Below are 19656 nucleotides of genomic sequence, written 5' to 3' on the forward strand. Positions count from 1 at the left end.
GCGCATGCGTATCCTGATCACCGGGAACATGGGTTATGTCGGACCCGTCCTGGTGCGCCACCTGAGGCAGCGCTTCCCCGATGCCACGCTCCTCGGCTTCGACAGCGGCCTCTTCGCGCATTGCCTCACCATGCCCGCCGGGACGGGGCCAGTGCCCGAGACGCTGCTGGACGCGCAGCACTTCGGCGACGTCCGGAACGTGCCGGACGCGGTCTTCGAGGGCGTGGACGCCGTCGTGCACCTCGCGGCGGTCTCGAACGACCCGATGGGGAACCGCTTCGAGGCCGTGACCGAGGCCATCAACCAGGAGGCGAGCCTGCGCGTGGCGGAGCAGGCGCATCGCGCGGGCGTGCGCGCCTTCGTCTTCGCCTCGAGCTGCAGCGTCTACGGATTCGCGGAGGGAGGGGCGCGGCGCGAGACCGACGCCGTGAACCCGCTCACGGCCTATGCCCGCTCCAAGATCGGCACGGAGGAGGGGCTGCGCCAGCGCGACCTCCCGGGCATGGCCGTGACCTGCCTTCGCTTCGCCACCGCCTGCGGCATGTCGGACCGCCTGCGCCTCGACCTCGTGCTGAACGACTTCGTCGCCGGCGCGCTGGGCAGCGGGACGGTGTCGGTGCTCAGCGACGGCACGCCCTGGCGGCCGCTGATCGACGTGCGCGACATGGCGCGCGCGATCGAGTGGGCGATCCAGCGCCGGCCCGAGGACGAGGGCGGCCCCTTCCTCGTCGTGAACGCGGGCTCGGACGAGCGCAACCACACGGTGCGCGAGCTGGCGGAGGCCGTTGCCGGCGCGATCCCGGGGACCGAGGTGAGCATCAACAAGGACGCGCCGCCGGACAAGCGCTCCTACCAGGTCGACTTCTCGCTCTTCCGCAAGCTGGCGCCAGAGCACCAGCCGCAGGAAACGCTGGACCGCTCCATCGCCGGGCTGCTGGCGGGGCTGCGCGGCATGGGCTTCGCCGACCCGAACTTTCGGGAGTCGCCGTTCATCCGGCTGAAGACCCTCGCCGCGCTGCTCGAGAGCGGGCGCCTCGGCACGGACCTGACCTGGGTGCCCGATCGCGCGGCGTGATCCTCGTCTTCGGTTCGGTCAACCTCGATCTCGTCGCCCGGGTCCCGCGCATCCCGCGGCCGGGCGAGACGGTTCTCGCGCCCGGCTACCGCCTGCTCCACGGCGGGAAGGGGGCGAACCAGGCGGTGGCCGCGGCCCGGGCGCGCCGGGACCCGGCGATGCCCGTCCGCTTCGCCGGCGCCGTGGGCGCGGATAACTTCGGCCGCGCGGCGCGGGAGAACCTGCGTCGGAACGGCGTGCTGGTGGAGGCGCTGCGGGAGGTTGCGGCGCCGACGGGCTGCGCCTTCATCACCGTCGACGAGGCCGGGGAGAACGCGATCACCGTCGCGAGCGGGGCGAACCTCTCGGCCTCGGCCGCCGATCTTCCCGACGCGGCGCTCGAGGGCCTGCGCGTGCTGGTGCTGCAGGCCGAGGTGCCGCTGCGCGAGAGCGCGGCCGTCGCGCGGCGCGCGCGCGAGGCGGGCGCCCAGGTGGTGCTGAACCTCGCCCCCACGCCGGGCGCGGGCGACGCGGCGCTCCTGCCCGATCTCCTCGCCGCCAGCACGGTGCTCGTCGCGAACGAGCAGGAGGCCCTCGCCGCGCTGGCGCTGCTCGGCGAGGCGGCGGGGGATGCGCCGGGCGCGATGCGGCGGCTGGTGGAAGTCACGGGGCGGGCCGGCATCGTCACGCTGGGGGCGGAGGGCGCGCGCGGCTTCGGGCTGGGCGGCGCCGCCTGGCACGCGCCTGCCCTGCCGGTGCGGCCGGTGGACACGACGGGGGCGGGAGACACCTTCGTGGGCGTGCTCGCCGCCGGGCTGGCGGAGGGGCTGGCGCTGCCCGAGGCCGCGGCGCGGGCCTGCCGGGCCGGCTCCCTCGCCTGCCTCTCCCACGGCGCGCAGGACGGCATGCCCGGGCCCGAGCGGATCGACTCGGCGGCGTAGGGGGCCGCCGCCCGGACGGCGAGGCCGGGCGGCGGGGCGGGGCTACTCGGCGGGCGCCTGGGCCGGGGCGACGAGGTCGTTCCGGTGCCGCGGCAGCAGGACGTGGATCAGCAGGGTCGCCACGACATAGGCCGCCGCCCCCACGAAGAAGATGAGGGTGTAGTTGTTCCCGGTCGCGTCCAGCAGGCGTCCGACGACCTTGGCGGAGAAGCCGCTCAGGACCGAGCTGATGCCGCCGCCGAGCCCGACCGCGCCGGCCACCGCGTTCTTCGGCATGGTGTCGGAGACGAGCGTGAACAGGTTCGCCGAGAAGCCCTGGTGCGCCGCCATGGCGAGGCCGATGAGCAGCACGGCCGTCCAGATGCCCTCCACCCGCGGCGCCAGGAAGACGGGCACGGTGCAGGCCGCGCAGGTCAGCAGGGCCGCCTTGCGCGCGTTGAACACGCCCATCCCCGCGCGGATGAACCGTCCCGAGAGCCAGCCGCCGCCGACCGAGCCCACGTCGGTCATGAGGTAGATCACGACGAGCGGCAGGCCGAGGGCCATGAGGTTGATGTTGAACTTCGAGAAGAGAAAGCTCGGCACCCAGTTGTTGTAGAACCACCAGACGGGGTTCGTGAGGACGCCGCCGACGATGTAGACCCAGGTGCCGGGGTAGCGGAACAGCTCCACCCAGGGCACCCGCTTCAGCGGCACGTCCGGGTCGCTCTGGATGTAGGCGAGCTCGGCCGCGGAAACCTTCGGGTGCTCCTCCGGCGCGCGGTAGGCGACGAGCCAGAACACGACCCAGAGGATCCCGACGAAGCCCGTCACGTAGAAGGCCGCCTGCCAGCCGAAATGCGCGGTGACGAAGGCGGCGATCAGCGGCGCGAGGAGGCCGCCGATGTTGCTGCCCGAGTTGAACACGCCGGTCGCCAGCGCCCGGTCGCGCACCGGGAACCAGGTGGCGACCGCCTTGATGCAGGTGGGGAAGTTCCCGCCCTCGCCGAGGCCGAGCAGGATGCGGGCGAGGGTGAAGCCTGCGACGGTGGTGACGAGGCCGTGGGCGCTGGAGGCGACCGACCAGATGACGGCGGCCACCGCCAGGCCCAGCCGAATGCCGACCCGGTCGGTGAAGGCGCCCATGCTGGCGTAGCCTGCTGCGTAGGCCATGCTGAAGGCGAAGACGATGTCGCCGTAGTCACTCTCGCTGAAGTGCATCTCGCCCTGGATCGTCGGCTTGAGCACGCCCAGCAGGTTGCGGTCCATGTAGTTGACCGTGGTGATGAAGAACAGCAGCGCGACAATGACCCAGCGGTAATGCCCCGCTGGCCCGACCCCGGGCGCTCCACGACCTGATTCGTTCATGATGACCTTCTCGCGGCTTCGTTGCGTCGTCGCCCCGCGCGGGACCGCGCCGGCGGCGGGCGACGTGCCCTTGGTCCCTGGCGCCAGGGACGGGGCGCGGGGTGGCTAGGCGCCGCGCGCCGCTTCCGGCCGGGGGAGGTTTCGGGGGCGCGGCGACGGGCATGGGCCGCCGCCCAGGCGTGCGATGGATGTCATCTCGTTTCCTTCCCTCCGGCCGGCGTTGCGGCGGCCTGCCGTCCCCTCCGCCCTCCTGGCGGGGGCGGGCCGGACCTTGCGGGGACGCGGAAGCGGCAGCGCCAGCCCGGTCCCGCAAGGCCGCGGGGACGGGGACAGCCTGTCAGACAGATCATGAAAGCGCAGGTTAAAACGCGAACATGTCTGGCAGGTGCCGGGGTGCCCCGTGGGCGAGGGGCCTAGAGGTCGCGCTGGCCGTCCGTGACGCGCTGGCGGGAGCGGTTCAGGTGGTAGCGCATGGCCAGCCCCGCGGCCTCGGCATCGCCCGCCTCGATGGCCTCCGCGATGGCCTCGTGCTCCTCGATCACGCGCCGGGCGCGCTCCTTCGAGCCGGCGCGGGTGAGGCCGAGCGCGACGCCCATGGCGCCCTGGATCGGGCCGCTCAGCATCTCCAGCAGCTCGGCGAAGAAGGCGTTGCCGCTCGCCTTCGCGACGGCGCGGTGGAACGCGTAGTCGGCCAGGGCGGGCACCGCCTCGTCGGTGAAGCTCGCCCGCAGCGTGGCCAGCGCCTCGAGGATCCGTTCCATCTCCGGCACGCTCCGGCGCTGGGCGGCGAGGGACGCGGCCTGCCCCTCGAGCCCGATGCGGACCTCGAGGCAGCGCAGCATCCCCGCGATGTCCGAGACGCTGACGAGGCGGGTGAGCTGGTCGGAGGGGCGCTTCTTCACGAAGGTTCCGGAGCCCTGGCGGGTCGTCACCAGCCCGTCGGCGTGCAGGCGCATCAGGGCCTCCCGGACCGTCGGGCGGGAGACGGAGAAGGCCTGGCAGATCTGGTTCTCCGAGGGCAGCTTGTCGCCCTCGCGCAGCTCGCCGGCGATGATCCTCTCCAGGATCTGGCCGTAGAGCTGGTCGCCGAGCCTCTCCCGCTGCCGGCGGACCAGCTTCAACTCGCCCATGACGGCCTCCCCTGGACTCGAAATCTCCCATCCATCTTGTCAGGCAGGTTGACGGGAAGCCAGTGTCGATGACAGGTTCCGGCCGGGCGCCCCGGCCGAGGCCGCGGCGGCCCGCGAGGGGGAACCCAGCCGGTCGTGGACGGGAGGCGGGGGCGCAGGGGTGCCCGGCGCCTCCGGCCGGGCCCGCGGGGCGCCGGCCCTCCTCGACGACGCCGCGCCTCCCTGACGAAGGACATGATGGTGACCTCGCCGACCCCCAACTTCCTCTCCGCCCTGCCGGGCATCTCCGGCATCCTCGTCACGCCCTTCGACGGCGAGGACCGGATCGCGCCGCAGCTCCTGCGCCCGGTCATCGACCGCGCGGTGTCGGCGGGCGTGCACATCCTCACCGCCAACGGCAACACCGGCGAGTTCTACGGCCTGACGACGGCCGAGGCGGAGCGCATGGTGCACGCGGTGGCCGAGATGGTCAGCGGGCGCGTGCCGGTGATCGGCGGCGTCGGGCGCAGCATCGGCGACGCGGTGGCGCTCGCCCGCGCCTCGAAGGCCGCCGGCGCCTCCGCGCTGATGGTGCACCAGCCGCCCGACCCCTTCGTCGCGCCGCGCGGCGTGGTCTCCTACGTGAAGCGCGTGGCCGAGGCGGGGCAGGGGCTGCCCATCGTGCTCTACCTCCGCAACGACGGCATCGGGCTCGACGCGATCGAGCAGCTCTGCGCCATCCCCGGCGTCGTCGGCGTGAAGTGGGCCTCGCCCGCGCCGCTACGCCTGGCCGAGGCGATCCGCCGGGCCGACCCGAAGACCGTCTGGGTCGGCGGGCTGGCGGAGGTCTGGGCGCCGCCGCTGACCGCGGTCGGCGCGCGCGGCTTCACCTCGGGCCTCATCAACGTCTGGCCGGAGCAGTCCGTCGCGATCCACGCCGCGCTGGCCGCCGGGGACTACCCGAAGGCGAACGCGCTGATCGCCACGATGAGCGCCTTCGAGGAGCTGCGCGCCGAGGAGGGGAACGGCACCAACGTCTCCGTCGTGAAGGCCGCGCTGAAGCTCATGGGCAACGACTGCGGCCATGTCCGCCCGCCCGGCGCCTGGCCGCTGACCGACCGCCAGGCGACCCGCCTGGCCGAGAGCCTGGCCAAATGGGGGCTTGCCGCGGCCCGCAAGGCGGCCTGATACCGGGCGAGGGGCGCGCGGCCCGGGACGGAGAGCCCGGCCGCGCGTCCGGACACAGCGATCAACAAAGCGAAGGGGAACGACGGGAATGAGCACGACGAGGCGCAGCATCCTGCGGATGGCCGGCGGCATGGCGGGCGCGGCCGCGCTGGCCCGCGGCGCCGGGGCGCAGTCCTTTCCCTTCGCGCCGAACCAGCGCTACCCCGACCCGGCGGTCCAGATCCTGGATCCGTCCTTCGCGAAGTACCGGCTCTACAGCAGCACGGTCGAGCAGCTCGCGACCGGCATGCGCTGGGCGGAGGGGCCCGCCTACTTCCCGGACGGCGGCTACCTCCTCGTCAGCGACATCCCCAACAACCGCATCATGAAGTACGACGAGAAGGACGGCAGCTTCACCGTCTTCCGCCAGCCCGCGAACTACGCGAACGGCAACGCCCGCGACCGCCAGGGCCGGCTGGTGACCTGCGAGCACTCCGTCACCCGCCGCGTGACGCGCACCGAGAAGGACGGCTCCATCACCGTCCTCGCGGACCGCTTCGAGGGCAAGCGCCTCAACGCGCCCAACGACATCGTGGTGAAGTCCGACGACAGCATCTGGTTCACCGATCCCACCTTCGGCATCCTCGGCGAGTGGGAGGGCAGCCGCGCGACGCCGGAGCAGGCCACCACCAACGTCTACCGCCTGACGCCCGACGGGAAGCTCGACGCCGTCATCACCGACCTCGTCCTGCCCAACGGCCTCGCCTTCTCGCCCGACGAGAAGAAGCTCTACGTCGTCGGCCGCAACCCCGCGCCCGCCCGTTCCATCTTCTCCTACGACGTCGGCGCGGATGGCAGCCTCTCCAACCGCGTCAAGCTCATCGACGCCACCGATTCCGCGGCCCTCGACGGCTTCCGCGTCGATCGCGACGGCAATCTCTGGTGCGGCTACGGCAGCGACGGCAACCTCGAGGCCGAGCCCACGCGCGTCGGCGGCCGGATGGTCTACGCTCCGCGCGGCAAGCCCGAGGAGCTCGACGGCGTGATGGTCTTCAACCCGCAGGGCAAGCCGATCGCCCATATCCGCCTGCCCGAGCGCTGCGCCAACCTCTGCTTCGGCGGCCCCAAGGGCAACCGCCTCTACATGACGAGCTCGCACTCCCTCTACGCGCTCTATGTCGAGGCCCACGGCGCGGTCTGAGCCGCGCCCCACGCGTTCGCGGCGACGCCGCACAGGAAGGAAACCGCCCATGCTCGCTCACGGCCGCCGCCTCGCCGCCGCCGCGCTGCTCACGCTCGCCGCGGGGCCCGCCCTCGCCCAGGGCCGCCCCTACCCGAACCAGCCGATCCGGGTGATCGTGCCCTTCAGCGCCGGGACCTCGGACACGGTGGCGCGGCTCGTCAGCACCGAGATGTCGAAGGCCATGGGCCAGCCGATGGTGGTGGAGAGCCGCCCGGGCGCCGGCGGCAACCTCGGCAGCGAGGCCTGCGCGCGGGCGGCGCCGGACGGCTACACCATCTGCCTCGGCACGATCAGCAGCCACGCCATCAACCCCGCGATCTACCCGCGCCTGCCCTACAACAACCTGCGCGACTTCGCGCCGATCACGCAGCTCGCCTCGCAGCCGAACGCGCTGGCCGTCTCCGACAACTTCGGGCCCCGCACCATCCCGGAGCTGATCGCCTACCTCAAGGCCCGCCCGGGCGAGGTGAACTACGGCTCCTCGGGCGTCGGCACCTCGGTCCACCTGGCCGGCACGCTCTTCGCGCAGCTCACGGGCACGACGATCGAGCACGTGCCTTATCGCGGCAGCGGGCAGATCACCACGGCGCTGCTCGGGGGCGAGCTGCCGATGGCCTTCGACAACTTCTCCTCCGTCTGGCCCTTCGCGCGGGAGGGCAAGATGCGCGTCCTCGGCGTCACCTCGCTCCAGCGCAGCCCCACCGCACCCGACGTGCCCGCGATCGCGGAGACGGTTCCCGGCTTCGAGAGCCTCTCGTGGCACGGCTTCTTCACCCAGTCCCGCGTGCCGCCCGAGATCGTCGCCCGCCTGAACGCCGAGGCCCGCGCGGCGCTGGCCACCCCTCTCGTCCAGGGCCGCTTCGCCGATCTCGGCATCACGCCGGTCGGCAACTCGCCGGAGGAGTTCCGCGCCTTCGTCGCGAGCGAGACGCAGCGCTGGGGCGAGGTCGCGAAGCGCGCGAACATCAGCCTCGACTAGGGCCGGTGGCCGGGGATCGCGCCCCGGCCCCCGTCTCCCCGCCCCGTCTCCCGACACCGGGCGACGGCACGCACGCGCCGCGGACGCGGCAGCAGGAGTTCAGAGCATGACCACCATCACGGGCGAGATGCTGATCGGGGCCACCGCGCTCCGCGGCGGCGACAAGCCGGTCCGCGCCGTCGAGGCGGCGACCGGGCAGCCCATGGAGCCGGCCTTCGGCGGCGGCACCGCGGCCGACGTGGACCGCGCCTGCGCGCTGGCCTGGGCCGCCTTCGACACCTACCGCGAGACGACGCCCGAGGCCCGCGCCGCCTTCCTCGAGGCCTGCGCCGCGAACATCCTCGCGATCGGCGACGAGCTGATCACCCGTGCCATGGCCGAGAGCGGCCTGCCCCGCGGCCGGCTGGAGGGCGAGCGCGGCCGCACGGTCGGCCAGCTTCGCCTCTTCGCCGCGGAGCTGCGGGACGGCACCTTCCTCTCCGCGCGCATCGACCCCGCCCTGCCCGACCGCACGCCGCTGCCGCGGCCGGACCTGCGGGTGCGGATGATCGCGCTTGGCCCCGTCGCGGTCTTCGGCGCGTCGAACTTCCCGCTCGCCTTCTCGGTCGGCGGCGGCGACACGGCCTCGGCGCTAGCCGCCGGCTGCCCCGTGGTGGTGAAGGCCCATTCCGCGCATCCCGGCACCTCCGAGCTCGTCGGGCGCGCCATCCAGGCGGCGGTCGCCTCCTCCGGCCTGCCCGAGGGCGTCTTCTCCATGCTGTTCGGCTCGGGCCAGGTGGTCGGGCAGGGGCTGGTGTCGGACCCGCGCATCAAGGCCGTGGGCTTCACGGGCTCGCGCGCCGGCGGCACCGCGTTGATGAAGACCGCGGCGGCGCGGGCCGAGCCGATCCCGGTCTACGCGGAGATGAGCAGCATCAACCCGGTCTTCCTGCTGCCCCAGGCCATGGCGAAGCGCGCCGCGGCCATCGGCAAGGCCTTCGTCGGCTCGCTGACGCTCGGCGCCGGGCAGTTTTGCACCAACCCAGGCCTCGTCCTGGCCGTGGAAGGCCCGGAGCTCGACGCCTTCCTTGCCTCCGCCACGGAAGCGCTTGGCGGGGCGCCGGCGCAGACGATGCTGACGCCGGGCATCCTCAAGGCCTACCAGGCGGGCGTCGCGCACCTCGCGGGCAACAACCGCGTGCGCAAGGTCGCCTCGGGCCAGGTCGCGAGCGCCGGCACGCAGGGCGAGGCCGCGCTGTTCGAGACCACGGCGGCCCATTTCATGGACGACCCCGCGCTGGCCGAGGAGGTCTTCGGCGCGGCCTCCCTCGTCATCCGCTGCCCGGACGTGGAAACTATGCTGCGGCTCGCGGAGGGGCTGGAGGGCCAGCTCACCGCGACGATCCAGATGGAAGACGGCGACGTGGAGATGGCGCGCGCGCTGCTGCCCGTGCTCGAGCGCCGGGTGGGGCGCATCCTCGTCAACGGCTACCCGACGGGGGTGGAGGTGAGCCACGCGATGGTGCATGGCGGGCCCTACCCCTCGACGTCCGACGGGCGGTCCACCTCGGTCGGCACGCTGGCCGTGGCCCGCTTCCTCCGCCCGGTGTGCTACCAGGACATGCCGGACGCGCTGCTGCCGCCGGCGCTGCGGGACGGTAACCCCATGGGGCTCTGGCGCCGCATCGACGGCAAGCTGGCCCAGGCGTGAGCGAGAGGATGACGACGATGCCCGATCCCGATTTGCCGCCGGTTGAGCTCGAGGCCGAACCCGGCACCGCGAGGCCGGCGCGCAAGACCGCGGCGGAGCTGCGCTCGGCCCGCTGGTTCGGCCCGGCGGACCTGCGCAGCTTCGGCCACCGCTCGCGCGCCATGCAGATGGGCTACAGCCCGGAGGAGTGGACAGGCAAGCCGATCATCGCGATCCTGAACACCTGGTCCGACCTCAACCCCTGCCACGTCCACTTCAAGCAGCGGGTGGAGGACGTGAAGCGCGGCATCCTGATGGCGGGCGGCTTCCCGGTGGAGCTGCCGGCGATCTCGGTGTCCGAGAGCTACGTCAAGCCGACGACGATGATGTACCGCAACTTCCTCGCCATGGAGGCGGAGGAGCTGCTGCGCAGCCATCCCGTGGACGGCGCGGTGCTGATGGGCGGCTGCGACAAGACGACGCCGGGGCTGCTGCTCGGCGCGACGTCGATGAACATCCCCGCGATCTTCCTGCCGGCGGGGCCCATGCTGCGCGGCAACTGGCAGGGCAAGGTGCTCGGCTCGGGCTCGGATTCCTGGAAGTACTGGGACGAGCTGCGCGCGGGCAAGATCACCGACCAGGACTGGCTGGGCGTGGAGGGCGGCATCGCGCGCTCCTACGGCACCTGCATGACCATGGGCACGGCGAGCACGATGACCGCCATCGCCGAGGCCGTGGGCATGGTGCTGCCGGGCGGCTCCTCCGTGCCCGCGGCCGATGCCGGGCACATCCGCCTGGCGAGCGAGAGCGGGCGGCGGATCGTGGAGATGGTCTGGGAGGACCTGACGCCGCAGCGCATCCAGACGAAGGCGGCCTTCGAGAACGCCATTGCCGTCGCCATGGCCATGGGCTGCTCGACCAACGCCATCATCCACCTCATCGCCATGGCGCGGCGCGCGGGGCAGGAGATCGGGCTCGAGGACTTCGAGCGCTACTCGCGCAAGGTGCCCGTCATCGGCAACGTGCGGCCCTCGGGCAACGCCTACCTGATGGAGGACTTCTTCTACGCCGGCGGGATCCGCGGGCTGATGGGGCGCATCCGCGAGCACCTCGACCTCTCCTGCCTGACCGTCTCCGGGCAGACGCTCGGCGAGAACATCGAGGGCGCGAAGGTCTTCAACGACGACGTCATCCGAACGACCGCGAACCCGATCTACGGCGAGGGGTCGCTCGCGGTGCTCAAGGGCAACCTCGCGCCCGACGGCTGCGTCATCAAGCCGGCGGCGATGGACCAGCGCTTCCTGAAGCATTCCGGCCCGGCGGTGGTGTTCGACGACTACCCCTCCATGAAGAAGGCGGTGGACGACGAGGCCTATCCCTTCACCCCCGACACGGTGATGGTGCTGCGCAACGCGGGACCGCAGGGCGGGCCGGGGATGCCCGAATGGGGCATGCTGCCCATGCCCAAGCGGCTGCTGCGGGAGGGGCACCGCGACATGCTGCGGATGTCGGACGCGCGGATGTCCGGCACCTCCTACGGCGCCTGCGTGCTGCACGTCGCGCCGGAATCCTACATCGGCGGGCCGCTCGCCCTGCTGAAGACCGGCGACATCGTGACGCTCGACGTCGACGCGCGCACCATCAACATGGAGGTGCCCGAGGAGGAGCTGGCGCGCCGCCGCGCCGCCTGGGTCGCGCCCGAGCCGCGCTTCGAGCGGGGCTACGGCTACATGTTCAGCAAGCACATCCAGCAGGCGAACGAGGGGTGCGACTTCGACTTCCTGCGCACCGAATTCGGCGCCCCCGTCCCCGAACCCGTCATCTACTGAGAGAACGCCCATGGCCCTGTCCGACGAGACGCGCGCGAGGCTGAAGACCGTCAGCACCGCGACCGTCGCCACCATCCTCTTCAAGCGCGGCCTGCGCAGCCAGTTCATCCAGAACGTCCAGCCGCTGCGCGTGCGCGCCGAGAGCATGGTCGGCGAGGCCTTCACGCTGCGCTACATCCCCGCGCGCGAGGACCTCAACGGCATCGAAGTCTTCAAGGACCCGAGCCACCCGCAGCGCAAGGGGGTCGAGACCTGCCCGCCCGGCGCCGTCATGGTGATGGACAGCCGCAAGGACGCGCGCGCGGCCTCCGCGGGCTCCATCCTCGTGACGCGGCTGATGGTCCGCGGCGTCGCCGGCGTGGTCACCGACGGCGGCTTCCGGGACGCCGCCGAGATCGCGCAGATGGACATCCCCGCCTATCACCAGCGCCCCTCCGCCCCCACCAACCTGACGCTGAACCACGCGATCGACACCAACGTGCCGATCGGCTGCGGCGACGCGCCGGTCTTCCCGGGCGACGTCATCCTCGGCGACGGGGACGGCGTGATCGTCATCCCCGCCGCCATCGCCGACGAGGTCGCGGCCGAGGCGGTGGAGATGACGGCCTACGAGGACTTCGCGACCGAGCGGGTCCGGCAGGGCCAGGCCCTTCCGGGCCTGTACCCCGCCACCGACCCGAAGAACCTCGAGGCCTTCAAGCAGTGGCGGCAGGAGAAGGGCCGCTAAGGGAGCGACCGCGCCCCCGCGTCGTGCCCGGGCGGCACGGCGCGGAAGGCCGCCCCGCATCCGGCTGACGGCGGCGGGCCTTCCGTTCCGCCCCGTGGCCCGGCGCGGGGCCTGACGACGATCGCGCCGCCGCCGCGTTCCTTCCCTCATCAGGACGGACGAGGTGGACGGGTCATGGGTACAACGATGCTGCCGGAGCCGCGCCCGCCGGTCCAGGTCCAGCCGCCGCCCAGTCCCGAGCTCTCCCACCTGCTCACCGTCATCGTGGGCGTGGTCATCGTCGCCGCCCTCTACCTCGCGCGCGAGGTCCTCATCCCGATCACGCTGGCGATCCTGCTCTCCTTCGTGCTCGCCCCGGTGGTCGCCCTCTTCCGCCGCCTGCGGCTGCCGCGCGTGGCGGCGGTGCTGCTCTCCGTGGTCCTGGCGCTCGGCCTACTCTCCCTCATCGGCAGCATCATCGGCGTGCAGATCGCGGGGCTGGCCAGCAACGCGCCGCGCTACCAGACGGCCATCCAGCAGAAGGTGGAGTCGGCGCAGGAGGCGGTCTTCGGGCGCATCAACGACCTGTCGCGCCGCCTGAACAACGAGGCCAAGCCGCTTCCCCCGCATGACGGGCCGCCCGGCGCCCCGGCGCCCGCCCCCGAGGCGGCGCCCGCCGCGCCCTCCCTGCCGGGCCTCGGCGGAGGGAGCGACCGGCGGCCGGTGCCCGTCGAGATCCAGCAGGGCGGCTCCTCGGCGCTCGAGCTCGCCCGCAAGTTCCTCTCGCCGGTGGTCGGGCCGCTGGAGACGACGCTCATCGTCTTCATCGTGGCCGTCTTCGTGCTCCTCCAGCAGGCGGACCTGCGGGACCGGCTGATCCGGCTCTTCGGGTCGGACGACCTGCACCGGACGACCGACGCGCTGGACGAGGCGGGGCGGCGGCTGAGCAAGTACTTCCTCGCCCAGCTCATGCTCAACAGCGCCTTCGGGGTGATCATCACCGTCGGGCTCTTCGCCATCGGCGTGCCCAGCCCCATCGTCTGGGGCATCCTGGCGGCGCTCTTCCGCTTCGTGCCCTATGTCGGCGCGATCCTGGCCGCGGCGCTGCCCCTGGTGCTGGCGGCGGGGACGGAGCCCGGGTGGTCCATGGTGCTGTGGACGGCCGCGCTCTTCCTCATCGCCGAGCCGGTGATGGGGCAGGTGGTGGAGCCCTTGGTCTACGGCCACAGCACGGGTCTCTCGCCCATCTCGGTTATCATCGCCGCGATCTTCTGGACCTGGCTCTGGGGACCCATCGGCCTGATCCTGGCCACCCCCCTTACGCTCTGCCTCGTCGTGCTCGGCCGGCACGTGGAGCGCCTCGCCTTCCTCGACGTGATGCTGGGCGACCGGCCGGCGCTCACCCCGGTGGAGAATTTCTACCAGCGCATGCTGGCCGGCGACACGGACGAGGCGCTCTCCCAGGCGGAGACGATGCTGAAGGACCGTTCCCTCACCTCCTACTACGACGAGGTGGCGCTGCAGGGGCTGCGGCTCGCCGCCAACGACGCCTCGCGCGGGGTGCTGCCGCAGGACCGGCTGGAGCGGCTGCGCAACGCGGCCTACGCCCTCGTGAACGACCTCTCGGGCATGGCGGACGAGGATCCGCCGCCCCGGCCGGCGCCCACCACCGCCAACGCCGAGGCGGCCGAGCCGCCGGCGCCCGGGGAGCGCGCGCCCGATGTGCCCCTGCCGCCGCGCGCGGAGCGACCGGGCGCCTGGGCCACGGAGCGGCCGGTCCTCTGCCTGGCCGGTCGGGGGCCGCTGGACGAGGCCGCCTCGGCCATGCTGTCACAGCTTCTCGAGAAGCACGGGGTCGGCGCGCGGGTGGTGCCGCACGAGGCGAGCTCGCGCGAGCAGGTCGGCCAGCTCGACCCGACCGGGGTGGCCATGGTCTGCATCTCCTACCTCGACATCTCCGGCAACCCCGCGCATCTCCGCTACCTCCTGCGCCGCCTGCGGCAGCGCCTGCCCGGCGTGCCGCTGCTGGTCGGCCTCTGGCCCGAGGGGGAGGCGGTCCTGACGGACAAGGCCCAGGCCAAGGCGGTGGGGGCGGACTACTTCACGGCCTCCCTGCACGACGCCGTCACCCAGTGCCTGAAGGTCGCCGCGTCGGGCGCCCCGGCGGCGGAGGCCAGGCCGGTGCCCGAGAGGGTCCTGCCGGGCTGACCGCGGGGGGCGCGGCGTTAGCCTCCCGTTAGGGTCTCGCCCCTATTCCCTCGGCTCTCTGACCGGACCGGGGGAGCCGCATGGGATCGCCGGGGGCTCTCGCCCCTTTCCAGCAGGTGGGCCATGCCGCGGCCGCCATGGCCGCGCCGCGGGGGGGCGTCGTCCCGCCGGCGGAGGGCGACTTCCTCTCGGAGAGCGACGCCGCCGGCCGCCAGCAGGTGCGGTTCTGGATCCGTACGACGCTCGGCATGAGCTTCGTCTTCCTCGCCCTCGACCTCAGCGTCCTTCCCGGTCCCGGGGTGCGGGAAGCGGCCCTCCTCGGGCGCCTCGGCCTGGTCGTGCCCCTCTGCGCGATCGCCCTGTGGTGGATGAGGCGACCCCGGCGCCGGCGCCTGGAGGCCACGGCGGCGGCGGCGCTCTACACGCTTTCGATGACCACCACGCTCGTGCTCCTCGCGGGGTGCACGCCCTTCAACCCCGCGCGGTCCCTCAACGTCTTCGCCTTCGGCACGATCATCGGGCACTTCTTCATGCCCAACGGCTTCCGCCTGCCCATCGCCTACACCGCGGTCTCCCTCCTCCTCGGCGAGGTGCTGACCTTCGGCCCGGCCCTCGGGGACCCAACCCTGGGCGTGCCGGCCGAGGACATCGTGGGGTCGCACACGGCCGTGGTGCTCTCCATGCTCGCCAAGCTGCGCGCGGGGCGGGAGGCGCGGCGCAGCTTCCTCCTCGGCCTGCGCCTGCACGAACGGGCGGTGGCGCTCACGCGATCGAACGAGCAGCTTCGCGCCCTGTCTGACACGGACGCGCTGACCGGCCTCGCCAACCGCCGCTTCTTCGACGCCGCGCTCGCCCGGGCTTGGCAGGGCAGGGGGGAGGTGGGGCTGATGATGATCGACGTGGACCACTTCAAGCTGTTCAACGACACGGCCGGCCATCCCGAGGGGGACCGATGCCTCGCGACCGTGGCGCGCGCGGTCTCCGGCCATGTGCGGGGACACCGCGACATCCCCGCGCGCTTCGGGGGCGAGGAGTTCGTCGTCCTGCTGCCCAACACGGGCCTGGAGGAGGCCGCCGAGATCGCCGAGCGCATCCGGACCGCCATTGCCGCCCTCCGCGTTTTCCACCCGGGCCGGGTGGGGGAGGGCTTCGTGAGCGTCAGCATCGGCGTCGCGGCGATGCGCCCCTCCGCCGCCACCCCGCCCTCCGCCCTGGTCCGCGCGGCGGACCAGGCCCTCTACGCGGCCAAGGCGGCCGGGCGGAACCGCGTGGTGCCCGCCGGCGGCGGCTAGGCGGGCGCGCTCACCCGGCCAGCGCGAGGCCCGGCTCCGGCCAGGGCAGCGCCAGCAGCCGCCCCGTGCTGGAGAGGGTGACGTAGGCGGTGCGCCGGTCCTCGCCGCCGAAGCAGATGTTGGTCGGCATCCGCTCGTCGCAGCGCAGGACGTCCAGGACCTCGCCGTCCGGCGAGACCGTGGTGATCTCGCCCTCGACGAGGGTCGCGACGCAGATGTTGCCGGCGGCGGTCACGGCCAGGCTGTCCAGCCGGCGGAATCCCGGTGTCTGGAGAAGCAGGCGGCCCCCATGCGGGCTCGGCCAGGGGTCCTTCCGCAGCGACCCCGGGCCGAGGATGTCGAAGGCCCAGAGCCGGCCGGTCTCGGTCTCCGCGACGTAGAGGGTCCGCCCGTCCGGGGAGAGGCCGATGCCGTTGGCGCCGCCGGGGACGGGATGCGCCGCCTCGACGATCCGGCTGCCGTCGAGCGCGGCCCAGAGGACGCTGCCGTGGTCGCGGTCGCGCGCGCGCACCTTGCCGAGGTCGGTGAACCACATCCCGCCCTGGCCATCCAGGACGAGGTCGTTTGGCCCGCGCAGGGGGCGCCCGTCGCAGGCGTCGTAGAGGCGCGTGACGGCGCCCGAGGCGGGGTCGATCCGCTCGATCCGCCCGCCCGCGTAGTCGGGCGGCTGGCCATGGGGGCGCAGGACGCCGCCGCCCTCGATCCACTCGAAGCCGCCGTTGTTGCAGAGGTAGAGCATCCCGTCCGGCCCGCGCGCGAGGCCGTTGGGGCCGCCGCCGGGCGTCGCGATCACCGACTTGGTGCCGTCGGCCCCCACCGCGGTGACGCGCCCCGCCGCGATCTCCACGAGCGCGAGGCGGCCGTCCGGCAGGACGACCGGCCCCTCCGGGAAGCGCAGCCCCTCCGCCAGGACGCGGGCGCCCGTGACGGCCATCGCGTCCCGCCCCGCCGGGTTCATCGTTGTCATGCCTTCCTCCTCCTCACGCGCCCACCCTCTCCGCGATGGCCCAGGCCGCCTCCGCCATGCCGCGGTAGCGCTCCCGGTAGCCGATGGCGCGCGGGTCCGCCGCGTTGCCGTCCAGCGCCCGCCGCCACACGCCCGCGACGATGGAGGCGAGGCGGAACATCGAGAAGACGAGGAAGACGTCGAGGTCCTCCGGCACCGGGCGGCCGGCCGCGCGGCAATAGACGGCGACGAACTCGTCCTGCGAGGGCAGGCCGGGCGGAACATCCGCGCCCAGCACGCCCGTGAGGCCGGTCGGCCCCGGGGGCAGGTGGTAGGTCAGGCAGGCATAGGCGAGGTCGGCCAGTGGGTGGCCGAGCGTGGCCAGCTCCCAGTCGAGCACGGCGACGATCCGCGGCTCGGTCGGGTGGAGGATGACGTTGCCCAGGCGGTAGTCGCCGTGCGCGATGGCTGTCTCCTCCGCCGTGCCGGGATGCGCGGCCAGCCAGGCGGCGACGCGGTCCATGGCCGGCATCTCCTCGACCTTCGCGGCCTCCCACTGCGCGGTCCAGCGCGCGATCTGCCGGGTCATGTAGCCCTCGGCGCGCCCGAAGTCGCCGAGCCCCGCCACGCGCCAGTCCACGCCGTGCAGAGCGGCCAGCACGCGGGCGAGGTCGTCGTAGACCGCGCGCCGCTCCGCCGCGTCGCCCTCCCGCATCACGCGGTCGGCGAAGATGCGGCCGGGGACGTGGTCCATGACGAAGAAGGGGGTGCCGATGACCGAGGCGTCCTCGCAGAGAAGGCGCATCCGGGGCACCGGAACGCCGCTGCCCTCAAGCGCCGCCATGACGCGGAACTCGCGCTCCACCGCGTGGGCGGAGGGCAGGAGGCGGCCGGGCGGCTTCTTGCGCAGCACGTAGCCGCCGGCGGGCGTGCCGAGATGGAAGGTGGGGTTCGACTGCCCCCCCTGGAACTGCCGCACCACCAGCCCTGCCCCGTCGAAGCCCGGCAGGCGGCCCGCGAGGTAGCGCGCGAGCGCCGCCTCGTCGAAGCGGTGGTTGTCGAGGACGGGGACGAGCACCGGCGCGCCGGCCGCGGAGGGTTCCGCCACGGCGTCAGTCATCGCCCATGGAGGGCGATCCCGCGAGCACGCCGCCGTCAATGACGATCGTCTGCCCCGTCATGAAGCGGCCGGCGGCGGAGGCGAGGAAGACCGCGGCGCCCGCGATCTCGTCGGGCTCGCCGATGCGCTGCAGCGGCGTGTCGCGCGTGCGCTTGCGCAGGATGTCCGGGTTCTCCCAGAGCGCGCGCGCGAAGTCCGTGCGGACGAGCCCGGGCGCGATGCAGTTCGCGCGGATGTTGCGCGGCCCCCATTCCACCGCGAGGTTGCGGGCGAGCTGCATGTCGGCTGCCTTCGAGATGCCGTAGGCGCCGAGCACGGGCGAGCCGCGCAGCCCGCCGATCGAGGAGACGATGACGATCGCGCCGCCGCCCCGCTCCGCCATGCCCGGGGCGACCATGTTCGCGAGCCAGAGGTTGGAGCGCACGTTGGAGGCCATGATCTTGTCGAAGGCCTCGTCCGGCAGCCCGGCCATGGGGCCGAAATGCGGGTTCACCGCCGCGTTGCAGATCGCGGCGTCGATTCGCCCCCAGCGCGACAGGGCCGCGTTCACCAGCGCCTGCAGGTCCTCCTTGCGGCCGATGTTGCAGGCCTGGGCGAAGGCCTCGCCGCCAGCGGCCGCGATCTCCTCGACCACGAGCTGGCAGGCCTCCGCCTTGCGCGACGACACGACGACGCGCGCCCCGTGCTGGGCCAGGCGCAGCGCGATGGCCCGGCCGATCCCGCGCGAGGCGCCGGTGACGACCGCGACCTGGCCCGCGAGGTCGAAGAGGGAGGGCGCCCCGCTCACGCCGCCGCCCCCGCCTGGGAGTTGCGGGGCGGGCGGTGCTTGTTCAGCTCCATGCGGCCGAGCTGGAACTTGTGCACCTCGTCCGGCCCGTCGACGATGCGGAGCGTGCGCGCGATCTTGTACATGTAGGCAAGGCCGAAATCCTCGGTCACGCCGGCACCGCCATGGGCCTGGATGGCCCAGTCGATCACCTGGCAGGCCATGTCGGGCGCGGCCACCTTGATCTCGGCGATCTCGGTGCGCGCCACCTTGTTGCCGACCGTGTCCATCCGCCAGGCCGCGTGCAGCGTGAGCAGGCGGCACTGGTCGATGAGGATGCGGGACTGGGCGATGCGGTCCACGATCACGCCCTGGTCGGCCAGCGGCTTGCCGAAGGGGCGGCGCTCCAGCGCGCGGCGGCACATCATCTCGAGCGCGCGCTCGGCGAGGCCGATGGCGCGCATGCAGTGGTGGATGCGCCCCGGCCCGAGGCGCCCCTGCGCGATCTCGAAGCCGCGTCCCTCGCCGAGAAGGATGTTCTCCGCGGGAACGCGCACGTTCTCGAACAGCAGCTCCGCGTGGCCGTGCGGCGCGTCGTCGAAGCCGAAGACGGGGAGCATGCGCTTGATCGTCAGGCCCGGCGTGTCGCGGGGCACGAGGATCATCGACTGCTGCCGGTGCTTGTCGGCCCCGTCCGGGTCGGTCTTGCCCATGACGATGAAGACCGCGCAGCGCGGGTCGCCCGCGCCGGAGGACCACCACTTGCGGCCGTTGATGACGTAGTCGCCGCCCTGGCGCTCGATCCGCGTCTGGATGTTGGTGGCGTCGGAGGAGGCGACGTCGGGCTCGGTCATCGCGAAGCAGGAGCGGATCTCGCCGGCGAGCAGCGGCTTCAGCCAGCGCTCCTTCTGCGCCTCCGTGCCGTAGCGCTCGATCGTCTCCATGTTGCCGGTGTCCGGCGCGGAGCAGTTGAAGACCTCGCTCGACCAGGGAATGCGGCCCATGATCTCGGCCAGCGGCGCGTATTCAAGGTTCGTCAGCCCCGCGCCGTGGCCGGAGGCGGGAAGGAAGAGGTTCCACAGCCCCGCCTCGCGCGCGCGCGGCTTCAGGGCTTCCGTGATCGGCACGGGCTGCCAGCGGTCGGTCATCGCGGCCTGCTGCTCGTGGTGCAGGCGGTCGTTCGGGATGATGTGCTCGTCCATGAAGGCCTGCAGCCAGGCGCGGAGATCCTGCACCTTTGGCGAGAAGTCAAAATTCATCGGGCGTCTCCGTTGGGTGCC

At 72.9% G+C, this 19656-nt stretch carries 16 protein-coding genes; 10 read left to right on the forward strand and 6 right to left on the reverse strand.

Features of this window, described 5'->3' with window-relative positions; all coding sequences use genetic code 11:
• Positions 1-4 precede the first annotated feature (4 nt).
• Positions 5-1075 carry an NAD-dependent epimerase/dehydratase family protein gene (locus EAH89_RS20560; protein ID WP_140885588.1) on the forward strand — a complete coding sequence of 357 codons (1071 nt, stop codon included), beginning with the start codon at positions 5-7 and terminating at the stop codon, positions 1073-1075.
• Positions 1072-1995 (forward strand): ribokinase, encoded by a 924-nt coding sequence (locus tag EAH89_RS20565; protein WP_140885589.1) that lies wholly within the window; start codon positions 1072-1074, stop codon positions 1993-1995. The genes EAH89_RS20560 and EAH89_RS20565 overlap by 4 nt, the downstream gene beginning before the upstream one ends.
• Before the next feature lie 42 nt (positions 1996-2037).
• Here the strand turns inward: EAH89_RS20565 and EAH89_RS20570 are convergent, their stop codons facing one another.
• Positions 2038-3342: an MFS transporter gene (locus EAH89_RS20570; protein ID WP_140885590.1), complete on the reverse strand. Its 1305-nt coding sequence runs from the start codon at positions 3340-3342 to the stop codon at positions 2038-2040.
• A 413-nt stretch (positions 3343-3755) separates the two neighbouring features.
• Positions 3756-4472 (reverse strand): FadR/GntR family transcriptional regulator, encoded by a 717-nt coding sequence (locus tag EAH89_RS20575; protein ID WP_140885591.1) that lies wholly within the window; start codon positions 4470-4472, stop codon positions 3756-3758.
• 237 nt (positions 4473-4709) lie between these two features.
• Here EAH89_RS20575 and EAH89_RS20580 point away from each other — a divergent pair, with 237 nt between their 5' ends.
• The 8 genes from EAH89_RS20580 to EAH89_RS20615 all read left to right on the forward strand — a co-directional run bounded on the left by EAH89_RS20580 (position 4710) and on the right by EAH89_RS20615 (position 15544).
• Entirely contained in the window at positions 4710-5639 is a 930-nt protein-coding gene (locus tag EAH89_RS20580; protein WP_140885624.1) for a dihydrodipicolinate synthase family protein, read from the forward strand.
• Positions 5640-5727: 88 nt separating this feature from the next.
• Complete coding sequence (locus tag EAH89_RS20585) at positions 5728-6819, forward strand: SMP-30/gluconolactonase/LRE family protein (RefSeq protein ID WP_140885592.1); 1092 nt, start codon at positions 5728-5730, stop codon at positions 6817-6819.
• A 49-nt stretch (positions 6820-6868) separates the two neighbouring features.
• A complete protein-coding gene (locus tag EAH89_RS20590) occupies positions 6869-7840 on the forward strand; it encodes a Bug family tripartite tricarboxylate transporter substrate binding protein (RefSeq protein WP_140885593.1) in 972 nt (323 codons plus the stop codon).
• A gap of 106 nt (positions 7841-7946) precedes the next feature.
• A complete protein-coding gene (locus tag EAH89_RS20595) occupies positions 7947-9530 on the forward strand; it encodes an aldehyde dehydrogenase (NADP(+)) (RefSeq protein ID WP_140885594.1) in 1584 nt (527 codons plus the stop codon).
• 17 nt (positions 9531-9547) lie between these two features.
• Positions 9548-11338: an L-arabinonate dehydratase gene (gene araD / locus EAH89_RS20600; RefSeq protein WP_408906309.1), complete on the forward strand. Its 1791-nt coding sequence runs from the start codon at positions 9548-9550 to the stop codon at positions 11336-11338.
• A gap of 10 nt (positions 11339-11348) precedes the next feature.
• The gene (locus EAH89_RS20605) at positions 11349-12065 is read left to right on the forward strand and encodes a ribonuclease activity regulator RraA (RefSeq protein ID WP_140885596.1); all 717 of its coding nucleotides are present in this window, start codon (positions 11349-11351) and stop codon (positions 12063-12065) included.
• 174 nt (positions 12066-12239) lie between these two features.
• Positions 12240-14252 carry an AI-2E family transporter gene (locus EAH89_RS20610; RefSeq protein ID WP_140885597.1) on the forward strand — a complete coding sequence of 671 codons (2013 nt, stop codon included), beginning with the start codon at positions 12240-12242 and terminating at the stop codon, positions 14250-14252.
• Between the two features lie 80 nt (positions 14253-14332).
• The gene (locus EAH89_RS20615; RefSeq protein WP_140885598.1) at positions 14333-15544 is read left to right on the forward strand and encodes a GGDEF domain-containing protein; all 1212 of its coding nucleotides are present in this window, start codon (positions 14333-14335) and stop codon (positions 15542-15544) included.
• A 10-nt stretch (positions 15545-15554) separates the two neighbouring features.
• Here the strand turns inward: EAH89_RS20615 and EAH89_RS20620 are convergent, their stop codons facing one another.
• From EAH89_RS20620 to EAH89_RS20635, 4 genes are read right to left on the reverse strand one after another with little or no spacing between them, the layout of a single operon-like run.
• A complete protein-coding gene (locus EAH89_RS20620; protein WP_241667126.1) occupies positions 15555-16511 on the reverse strand; it encodes an SMP-30/gluconolactonase/LRE family protein in 957 nt (318 codons plus the stop codon).
• 13 nt (positions 16512-16524) lie between these two features.
• A complete protein-coding gene (locus EAH89_RS20625) occupies positions 16525-17598 on the reverse strand; it encodes a phosphotransferase (protein ID WP_140885599.1) in 1074 nt (357 codons plus the stop codon).
• A gap of 4 nt (positions 17599-17602) precedes the next feature.
• Entirely contained in the window at positions 17603-18397 is a 795-nt protein-coding gene (locus EAH89_RS20630) for an SDR family NAD(P)-dependent oxidoreductase (protein ID WP_140885600.1), read from the reverse strand.
• On the reverse strand, positions 18394-19635 hold the full coding sequence (locus tag EAH89_RS20635) for an acyl-CoA dehydrogenase family protein (protein ID WP_140885601.1): 1242 nt from the start codon (positions 19633-19635) through the stop codon (positions 18394-18396). Before EAH89_RS20635 ends, EAH89_RS20630 begins: the two co-directional genes overlap by 4 nt.
• Positions 19636-19656: the final 21 nt, after the last annotated feature.

This window comes from Muricoccus nepalensis, assembly GCF_006438825.1.
Classification (GTDB): domain Bacteria; phylum Pseudomonadota; class Alphaproteobacteria; order Acetobacterales; family Acetobacteraceae; genus Roseomonas; species Roseomonas nepalensis.